Source organism: Bacillus sp. FSL P4-0290 (assembly GCF_037975435.1).
Taxonomy (GTDB): domain Bacteria; phylum Bacillota; class Bacilli; order Bacillales; family Bacillaceae; genus Bacillus; species Bacillus subtilis.
In genome coordinates this window covers 3,107,891-3,117,500 of record NZ_CP150253.1, presented here as the reverse complement: position 1 = coordinate 3,117,500, position 9,610 = coordinate 3,107,891, and the positions used below count along the sequence as shown (strand labels likewise).

At 44.9% G+C, this 9,610-nt stretch carries 5 protein-coding genes, 13 tRNA genes and 1 pseudogene (1 of these 19 only partly in view); 18 read left to right on the top strand and 1 reads right to left on the bottom strand.

Annotation, left to right across the window (positions count from 1 at the left end; genetic code table 11):
- The 18 genes from MKY10_RS16390 to glgP all read left to right on the top strand — a co-directional run.
- Positions 1–43 (top strand) — tRNA-Ala (locus MKY10_RS16390) (it extends 30 nt beyond the left edge of the window).
- A gap of 20 nt (positions 44–63) precedes the next feature.
- Positions 64–140, top strand: a tRNA-Met gene (locus MKY10_RS16385).
- Between the two features lie 2 nt (positions 141–142).
- Positions 143–219: transfer RNA gene (locus tag MKY10_RS16380), tRNA-Ile, on the top strand.
- 6 nt (positions 220–225) lie between these two features.
- Positions 226–318, top strand: a tRNA-Ser gene (locus MKY10_RS16375).
- 17 nt (positions 319–335) lie between these two features.
- Positions 336–412 (top strand) — tRNA-Met (locus tag MKY10_RS16370).
- Between the two features lie 11 nt (positions 413–423).
- A tRNA-Asp gene (locus MKY10_RS16365) sits at positions 424–500 on the top strand.
- Positions 501–512: 12 nt separating this feature from the next.
- Positions 513–588: transfer RNA gene (locus tag MKY10_RS16360), tRNA-Phe, on the top strand.
- A gap of 17 nt (positions 589–605) precedes the next feature.
- Positions 606–681: transfer RNA gene (locus tag MKY10_RS16355), tRNA-His, on the top strand.
- Between the two features lie 10 nt (positions 682–691).
- Positions 692–765: transfer RNA gene (locus MKY10_RS16350), tRNA-Gly, on the top strand.
- Positions 766–780: 15 nt separating this feature from the next.
- Positions 781–857: transfer RNA gene (locus MKY10_RS16345), tRNA-Ile, on the top strand.
- A gap of 12 nt (positions 858–869) precedes the next feature.
- A tRNA-Asn gene (locus MKY10_RS16340) sits at positions 870–944 on the top strand.
- 3 nt (positions 945–947) lie between these two features.
- A tRNA-Ser gene (locus MKY10_RS16335) sits at positions 948–1,038 on the top strand.
- Between the two features lie 25 nt (positions 1,039–1,063).
- Positions 1,064–1,135, top strand: a tRNA-Glu gene (locus MKY10_RS16330).
- 231 nt (positions 1,136–1,366) lie between these two features.
- On the top strand, positions 1,367–3,250 hold the full coding sequence (glgB, locus tag MKY10_RS16325) for a 1,4-alpha-glucan branching enzyme (RefSeq protein ID WP_015251369.1): 1,884 nt from the start codon (positions 1,367–1,369) through the stop codon (positions 3,248–3,250).
- Positions 3,247–4,389, top strand: coding sequence for a glucose-1-phosphate adenylyltransferase (locus MKY10_RS16320; RefSeq protein ID WP_015251370.1), 1,143 nt, complete (start codon positions 3,247–3,249; stop codon positions 4,387–4,389). The genes glgB and MKY10_RS16320 overlap by 4 nt, the downstream gene beginning before the upstream one ends.
- Before the next feature lie 23 nt (positions 4,390–4,412).
- Positions 4,413–5,444 (top strand): glucose-1-phosphate adenylyltransferase subunit GlgD, encoded by a 1,032-nt coding sequence (gene glgD, locus MKY10_RS16315; protein ID WP_015251371.1) that lies wholly within the window; start codon positions 4,413–4,415, stop codon positions 5,442–5,444.
- Complete coding sequence (gene glgA, locus MKY10_RS16310; protein WP_003246015.1) at positions 5,441–6,895, top strand: glycogen synthase GlgA; 1,455 nt, start codon at positions 5,441–5,443, stop codon at positions 6,893–6,895. The genes glgD and glgA overlap by 4 nt, the downstream gene beginning before the upstream one ends.
- A complete protein-coding gene (gene glgP / locus MKY10_RS16305; RefSeq protein ID WP_041352273.1) occupies positions 6,882–9,278 on the top strand; it encodes a glycogen phosphorylase GlgP in 2,397 nt (798 codons plus the stop codon). Before glgA ends, glgP begins: the two co-directional genes overlap by 14 nt.
- Positions 9,279–9,340: 62 nt before the next feature.
- Here the strand turns inward: glgP and MKY10_RS16300 are convergent.
- Positions 9,341–9,598, bottom strand: a pseudogene (locus MKY10_RS16300) (tryptophan-rich sensory protein); the annotation flags it as partial.
- Positions 9,599–9,610 lie beyond the last annotated feature (12 nt).

Genomic DNA, 9,610 nt, shown 5'->3' with positions numbered 1-9,610 from the left:
CTTTGCACGCAGGAGGTCAGCGGTTCGATCCCGCTAGGCTCCACTTGATTTCAAAAAATATTTGGCGGTGTAGCTCAGCTGGCTAGAGCGTACGGTTCATACCCGTGAGGTCGGGGGTTCGATCCCCTCCGCCGCTACCAATGGACCTTTAGCTCAGTTGGTTAGAGCAGACGGCTCATAACCGTCCGGTCGTAGGTTCGAGTCCTACAAGGTCCACCACTATACGGAGGAATACCCAAGTCTGGCTGAAGGGATCGGTCTTGAAAACCGACAGGGGTGTCAAAGCCCGCGGGGGTTCGAATCCCTCTTCCTCCGCCATACATATTCCTAATCATCGCGGGGTGGAGCAGTTCGGTAGCTCGTCGGGCTCATAACCCGAAGGTCGCAGGTTCAAATCCTGCCCCCGCAACCAAATTTTAAAATGGTCCGGTAGTTCAGTTGGTTAGAATGCCTGCCTGTCACGCAGGAGGTCGCGGGTTCGAGTCCCGTCCGGACCGCCATTTAAATACTTAGGCTCGGTAGCTCAGTTGGTAGAGCAACGGACTGAAAATCCGTGTGTCGGCGGTTCGATTCCGTCCCGAGCCACCATTTATCAATATATTTTGGCGGTTGTGGCGAAGTGGTTAACGCACCAGATTGTGGCTCTGGCATTCGTGGGTTCGATTCCCATCAATCGCCCCAAATAAAAATTGCGGGTGTAGTTTAGTGGTAAAACCTCAGCCTTCCAAGCTGATGTCGTGGGTTCGATTCCCATCACCCGCTCCATTTCTATATCGTCATGGGCCTGTAGCTCAGCTGGTTAGAGCGCACGCCTGATAAGCGTGAGGTCGATGGTTCGAGTCCATTCAGGCCCACCATGACTTTTGTATTCCACAGTAGCTCAGTGGTAGAGCTATCGGCTGTTAACCGATCGGTCGCAGGTTCGAATCCTGCCTGTGGAGCCAAATGGAGAAGTACTCAAGTGGCTGAAGAGGCGCCCCTGCTAAGGGTGTAGGTCGTGTAAGCGGCGCGAGGGTTCAAATCCCTCCTTCTCCGCCATATGATTACAGATATAATAATTATCGGCCCGTTGGTCAAGCGGTTAAGACACCGCCCTTTCACGGCGGTAACACGGGTTCGAATCCCGTACGGGTCATCCAGAAGCCTTGCATATCCTGCAAGGTTTTTTTGTTTTCTAAATCATGATATGTCTTAGATTTTGTTCTTTATTTTAAAAGCAGACTACAAAAATCTCCATATATTTCGTTTTTCTTCAGAAAATGAAGTTAATTGTCTATAAGTATAAGCGCTTTCAGCAAAGGGCTTTTTTTTATTTCTTCGAATAAATACTATAAATGAAAACTATGATGTCAGAAAGGATGATTACATGGCCGCTGCCAGCCCGACAGCACATGATGTTTATCTTTTTCACGAAGGCAGTCTGTTTGAAAGCTATCAGCTGTTTGGCTCGCATTACCGCGAGCTGAATGGCAAAAGCGGATATGAATTCTGTGTGTGGGCGCCTCATGCGTCGGAAGTACGAGTGGCTGGAGATTTTAACAGCTGGTCTGGAGAAGAGCATGTGATGCACAGAGTGAATGATAGTGGTATTTGGACGTTATTTATTCCAGGTTTAGGAGAAAAGGAACGATATAAATATGAAATCGTGACGAATAACGGTGAGATCAGGCTGAAGGCAGATCCATACGCTATTTATTCAGAAGTCAGACCAAACACAGCGTCACTTACTTACGATTTGGAAGGGTACAGCTGGCAAGATCAAAAATGGCAAAAGAAACAGAAGGCTAAGACGCTGTATGAAAAACCTGTTTTCATTTATGAACTGCATCTTGGGTCTTGGAAGAAGCATTCTGATGGCAGGCATTATTCCTATAAAGAATTAAGTCAGACGCTTATCCCTTATATCAAGGAGCATGGGTTTACCCATATTGAACTGCTTCCGGTGTATGAGCATCCATATGATCGTTCATGGGGATACCAAGGAACGGGGTATTACAGCCCGACAAGCAGGTTTGGCACGCCGCATGATCTGATGAAGTTTGTTGATGAATGTCATCAACAAAATATCGGAGTCATTTTGGATTGGGTCCCCGGACATTTTTGTAAAGATGCACATGGACTCTATATGTTTGATGGAGAACCGCTTTATGAATACAAAGAAGAACGTGATCGGGAGAACTGGTTATGGGGCACGGCAAACTTTGACCTGGGAAAACCGGAAGTTCATAGTTTTTTAATTTCGAATGCGTTGTACTGGGCGGAATTCTATCATATAGATGGATTTAGGGTTGATGCAGTGGCTAATATCTTGTATTGGCCAAATCAGGATGAACGCCACACGAATCCATATGCTGTTGAGTTTTTAAAAAAACTCAATCAAACCATGAGAGAGGCATATCCCCATGTGATGATGATTGCGGAAGATTCTACAGAATGGCCTCAAGTGACAGGTGCCGTTGAGGAAGGGGGGCTTGGTTTTCATTATAAATGGAATATGGGATGGATGAATGACGTACTGAAATACATGGAGACGCCGCCCGAAGAAAGGCGGCATTGTCATCAGCTTATCTCTTTTTCATTACTATATGCGTTTAGTGAACATTTTGTATTGCCGTTTTCTCATGATGAAGTCGTATACGGAAAAAAATCACTTCTTAATAAAATGCCTGGCGACTACTGGCAGAAATTTGCCCAGTATCGGCTTTTGCTTGGCTATATGACAGTGCATCCCGGAAAGAAATTGATCTTTATGGGATCAGAGTTTGCCCAATTTGATGAATGGAAAGATACAGAACAGCTTGATTGGTTTTTGGACTCCTTCCCCATGCATCAGAAAGCCAGCGTTTTTACGCAAGATCTTCTCCGCTTTTACCAAAAAAGCAAAATCCTTTATGAGCATGACCATCGTGCACAATCGTTTGAATGGATTGATGTCCATAATGACGAACAATCAATCTTTTCTTTTATTCGTTATGGCAAAAAGCACGGTGAGGCGCTTGTCATCATTTGTAATTTTACACCCGTGGTCTATCATCAATATGATGTTGGAGTTCCTTTTTTTACTCAATACATTGAAGTGCTTAACAGTGACAGTGAAACATATGGAGGCTCAGGGCAAATCAACAAAAAGCCATTATCGGCCAAAAAGGGAGCACTTCATCATAAACCGTGTTATATCACGATGACCATCCCCCCTTACGGTATCTCGATTTTACGGGCGGTTAAAAAAAGAGGAGAGATAAAAAGATGAAAAAACAATGTGTAGCCATGCTCCTTGCCGGCGGGAAGGGCAGCCGTCTCAGCAGATTAACAAAAAATATGGCCAAACCGGCTGTATCTTTCGGGGGAAAATACAGGATTATTGATTTTACCCTAAGCAACTGTTCTAATTCAGGCATAGACACAGTCGGGATTTTAACGCAATATCAGCCGCTTGAGCTGAATTCCTATATTGGGATCGGCAGTGCATGGGATCTGGATAGATATAATGGCGGCGTGACGGTTTTACCTCCTTATGCCGAGTCATCAGAAGTCAAATGGTATAAAGGGACGGCAAGCGCCATTTATGAAAATCTCAATTATTTGAATCAGTATGATCCTGAGTATGTACTGATTTTATCAGGAGATCACATATACAAAATGGACTACGGCAAAATGCTTGATTATCACATTGAAAAGAAAGCAGATGTGACCATCTCTGTCATCGAAGTGGGCTGGGAGGAAGCAAGCCGGTTCGGCATCATGAAGGCCAATCCAGATGGGACGATCACACATTTTGATGAAAAGCCCAAATTCCCTAAGAGCAATCTTGCCTCAATGGGAATTTATATATTCAATTGGCCGCTTTTGAAACAGTATCTTGAGATGGACGATCAAAACCCTTATTCTAGCCACGACTTCGGCAAAGACATTATTCCTCTGCTTTTGGAAGAGAAAAAGAAGCTTTCTGCTTATCCGTTCAAGGGATATTGGAAGGATGTCGGAACGGTGCAGAGCTTGTGGGAAGCCAATATGGATTTGTTAAAAGAGGACTCGGAGCTGAAGCTGTTTGAACGCAAATGGAAAATTTACTCCGTCAATCCAAATCAGCCTCCGCAATTTATTTCATCTGATGCGCAGGTTCAAGATTCGCTTGTGAACGAAGGTTGTGTTGTATATGGAAATGTGTCTCACTCCGTTCTTTTTCAAGGTGTGACTGTTGGTAAGCATACGACTGTTACATCATCCGTCATAATGCCGGATGTGACGATTGGGGAGCATGTAGTCATTGAAAATGCCATTGTTCCTAATGGGATGGTGCTGCCGGATGGCGCAGTGATTCGCTCCGAAAAAGACATTGAAGAGGTGCTGCTCGTTTCAGAGGAATTTGTAGAAAAAGAATTGATTTAATTACTGAAGAGGGGGCAGAGTCAGTGTTCAATAATCAAATGTTAGGTGTTATAGATGAAACCACATATAAGCATTCTCTTCAGGATTTAACAGCACAGCGGTCGCTCGGGGCGATCCCTTTTGCCGGCAGGTACCGACTGATTGATTTTATGCTTTCCAACATGGTGAATGCGGATATTAGGAGTGTTGCAATTTTTCCGAAGTATCGTTACCGTTCGCTCATGGATCACCTTGGGGCGGGTAAGGAATGGGATTTGCACCGGAAAAAGGACGGCCTCTTTTTTTTCCCGTCTCCCCATCTTCATCACGAATACGATGAATTCGGTTCCTTTCGCCAGTTTTCGGACCATCTAGATTACTTCCACAGAAGCACTCAGCAATATGCTGTAATCTCCAACAGCCATACCGTATGCAACATTCAATTTCAATATGTGCTGAAACGCCATCAGGAGGTTGGCTGCGACGTCACCGAGGTATTTCAGGACGGCCAGTCGCTGCAAATCTATATCATGTCAACAACGCTTTTAAAGGATCTGATCTACGGACATAGCGAAAAAGGCTATAAAACCATTCAGGAGGCTGTTGAAAAGGAATCTTCCGCCCTGACCATTTGCCCTTATGAATATTCAGGTTATGCCGCTGTCATTGATTCGGTGGAAAAATATTATACCCACAGTATGGAGCTCATTCAGCCTCGTTTTTGGCAGCAGGTGTTTTTGCCGCAGCAGCCTATCTATACAAAAGTGAAGGATGAGCCGCCTACGAAATACGGAAAGCACAGCACTGTCAAAAATTCTTTGGTGGCAAACGGCTGTGTGCTTGAAGGAGAGGTTGAAAACTGCATTTTGTTCAGGGCGGTCCATGTCGGAAAGGGTACGAAGCTGAAAAACTGTATTATTATGCAAAAAACGCAGATTGGCGAGGATTGTCTTCTTGAGCAGGTCATTTCGGATAAGGACGTTAAAATCGGCAAGGCGACGGAAGCTGTAGGAACAGCTGAGCAGCCGCTTGTATTAAGAAAAGGTTTGGTGCAAGGAGAGCTGATGAATTCTTGAAGATATTATTTGCTGTGTCAGAATGCACCCCATTTGTGAAATCAGGAGGTCTTGCCGATGTAGCAGGTGCTCTGCCAAAGGCGCTTGCGCGATTAGGCAATGAGGTAGCTGTGATGCTGCCGAAGTACAGCCAAATACCTGAACCGTGGAAAAAGCGTATGAAAAAACAGGCTGAGTGTACCGTAGCTGTCGGCTGGCGGCAGCAATATTGCGGAATTGAACATATGGCAGAGAATGATGTGAATTATTACTTCATCGACAATGAGTACTATTTCAACAGGGATTCGTTGTACGGGCATTATGATGACGGTGAGCGGTTTGCCTTTTTTTCAAGAGCTGTGCTGGAGGCTGCCAAAGTTGTGAATGTTCAAGCCGATATTGTTCATACTCACGATTGGCATACAGCGATGGTCAATTATTTGCTGAAAGAGGAGTACAGAAAACATCCTTTTTATGAACGGATGAAAAGCGTGCTCACGATCCACAACCTGCAGTTTCAAGGCATATTCCCTCCTGATGTCACACATGACTTGCTGGGTCTTGAGATGGATCATTTTCATTATGAAAGGTTAGAATGCAACGGATTTGTTAATTTTATGAAAGCGGGCATCATTGCGGCTGATCATGTGACAACTGTGAGCCCCACTTACAGAAATGAAATCATGACGCCGTATTATGGTGAGCAGTTGGAACAGGTTTTGCAATATAGGGAAGATGATGTAACCGGCATATTAAATGGCATTGATGATACGTTCTATCAGCCGAAAAGCGACCCTTATATAGAGGCGCAATACGATTCAGGGGATCTTGCATGCAAGCTGGAAAACAAAACGAAGCTTCAGCAGCGGATGGGGCTTCCAGAGAAAAACGATATTCCGCTGATCAGTATGGTGACAAGGCTCACTAAACAAAAGGGGCTTGATCTTGTCCGCAGAATTATGCACGAACTTCTTGAGGAGCAAGACATACAGCTGGTTGTGCTAGGCACAGGAGAACGTGAATTTGAAGATTATTTCCGGTATGCAGAATTTGCTTTTCATGAGAAGTGCCGGGCTTATATCGGGTTTGATGAGCCGCTAGCCCATCAAATTTATGCGGGCTCTGATATGTTTTTGATGCCGTCGAAATTTGAGCCGTGCGGTTTGGGGCAGCTCATTGCTCTTCAATATGGCGCCATTCCGATTGTCAGGGAAACGGGCGGTCTTTACGACACTGTCCGTGCCTATCAGGAGGAAGAGGGAACGGGCAATGGCTTTACGTTTTCCGCCTTTAATGCGCATGATCTGAAATTTACGATAGAAAGGGCGCTGTCGTTTTATTGCCAACAGGATGTATGGAAGAGCATCGTGAAGACCGCTATGAATGCAGATTACAGCTGGGGGAAGTCGGCTAAAGAGTATCAGCGTATTTTCGAGCAGGTGACAAGGAGTGGACGGGATGTTCTCGAGTAAAGAACGCTTTGCAGACTTATTTTTAAAGCGTCTGGAAATGACGTGCGGAAAAAGCTTTAAAGATTCTGCCAAGCTGGATCAATATAAAACGTTGGGCAATATGGTCAGAGAGTATATCAGCGCTGATTGGATCGAAACGAATGAAAAAAGCAGATCAAATTCCGGGAAGCAGACATATTATTTATCAATCGAATTTCTGCTCGGTCAGCTCCTTGAGCAAAACTTAATGAATCTTGGTGTTCGTGATGTTGTAGAAGCTGGTTTAAAGGAAATCGGCATCAATTTAGAGGAGATCCTTCAGATAGAGAACGATGCAGGTCTCGGCAATGGCGGACTTGGGCGCTTGGCCGCTTGCTTTTTAGATTCGCTTGCTTCGTTGAACCTGCCTGGGCACGGCATGGGCATACGTTATAAGCATGGTTTGTTTGAGCAAAAAATTGTAGACGGGCATCAGGTGGAGCTGCCTGAGCAATGGCTGAAAAACGGGAACGTATGGGAAGTAAGGAATGCGGATCAAGCAGTTGACGTGCCGTTTTGGGGCGAAGTCCATATGACAGAAAAAAGCGGGCGCCTGCATTTTCGCCACGAACAAGCGACAATTGTTACCGCTGTTCCTTATGATATCCCGGTCATCGGCTATGAAACGGGCACTGTCAACACGTTAAGGCTCTGGAACGCCGAGCCCTATGCGCATTATCACGGCGGTAATATTTTGTCTTATAAGCGGGAAACAGAAGCGGTTTCTGAATTCTTATATCCCGATGACACCCATGATGAGGGGAAAATTTTACGGCTGAAGCAGCAGTATTTTTTAGTATGCGCAAGCTTAAAAAGCATTGTGAACAATTACCGAAAAACACATAAATCTTTATCCGGCCTGCATAAAAAAGTGAGCATTCATATTAATGACACTCACCCTGCGCTTGCGGTGCCTGAGCTGATGCGGATTTTGCTCGATGAAGAGAACATGAGCTGGGAAGAAGCTTGGCATATCACTGTACATACGATTTCTTATACAAATCATACAACATTGTCAGAAGCGCTCGAGAAATGGCCGATTCATTTGTTTAAGCCGCTGCTCCCGCGAATGTACATGATTATTGAAGAGATCAATGAGAGGTTTTGCCGCGCAGTTTGGGAAAAGTATCCGGGAGACTGGAAAAGGATAGAGGACATGGCGATTACAGCGCATGGTGTTGTCAAAATGGCTCATCTGGCCATAGTAGGCAGTTACAGTGTAAATGGCGTTGCAAAAATACATTCCGATATATTAATGGAAAGGGAGATGCGCGACTTTCACTTGCTGTTTCCGAATCGTTTTAACAATAAGACGAATGGAATTGCCCACAGGCGCTGGCTGTTAAAAGCGAATCCAGGCTTGTCTGCCATCATTACAGAGGCGATCGGCGATGAATGGGTCAAACAGCCGGAATCACTGATCCGTTTAGAACCGTACGCCACTGATCCTGCATTTATTGAACAGTTTCAAAACAACAAAAGCAAGAAAAAACAAGAGCTTGCCGATTTGATTTTTTGCACGGCCGGGGTGGTTGTGAACCCTGACAGCATATTCGACGTACAGGTGAAACGGCTTCATGCATATAAACGGCAGCTGCTGAATGTTCTTCACATTATGTATTTGTATAACCGCCTCAAGGAGGACGCCGGGTTTTCAATCTACCCGCAAACCTTTATTTTCGGGGCAAAGGCTTCACCAAGCTATTATTATGCCAAGAAAATCATTAAGCTGATCCATTCTGTCGCAGAAAAAGTCAATTATGATCCGGCAGTCAAACAGCTGATCAAAGTTGTTTTTTTAGAAAATTATAGAGTTTCTATGGCTGAGCGAATTTTTCCGGCATCAGACGTAAGTGAGCAAATTTCAACCGCAAGCAAGGAAGCGTCTGGTACAGGGAATATGAAGTTTATGATGAACGGGGCTTTGACGATCGGCACGCATGACGGCGCAAATATCGAGATCCTTGAGCGGGTGGGCCCTGATTGTATTTACACGTTCGGCTTAAAGGCGGATGAAGTTCTATCGTATCAGGAAAACGGCGGCTATAGATCGAGGGAATATTATCAGCATGACAGAAGAATCAGGCAGGTAGCGGATCAGTTGATCAATGGTTTTTTTGAAGGAGAGGCAGATGAATTTGAATCGATCTTTGACTCGCTGCTTCCGCATAATGATGAGTATTTTGTGCTGAAGGATTTCAGCTCATATGCAGATGCACAGGAGCGAATTCAAGCTGATTATCGGGAGCGAAGGAAATGGTCTGAGCGTTCGATTGTAAACATTGCTCATTCTGGATATTTCTCCAGCGACCGCACGATCCGGGAATATGCGAAGGACATTTGGGGCATCAAGCCGATGATGTGAAAAAGCCGCTGTATAAGCGGCTTTTTTTGTTCACAGATTCATTGAATTGATTGTAAAGGATACACGTAATTTATCAAAAGTGTAAACCAAAAGCTTTTCGCACCTTTAAATGAAAACGCAGCATATACAATGGCTGCTGAAAGGGAGATCAGGGCATACAGGATGGCCCAAATGATGCCGATCGCAGTTCCGCTTGGCGTCCAGTCCGGTTTTTTCAATGAATTGTACCATTCTTGGTCCACAGGAAACAGGTAGCCTGCGGCTGAAAACAGCGCATATGTAATCACAAAAACGGCTAAAGCGCCGACAATCTTTTTCATATTTGCAACCTC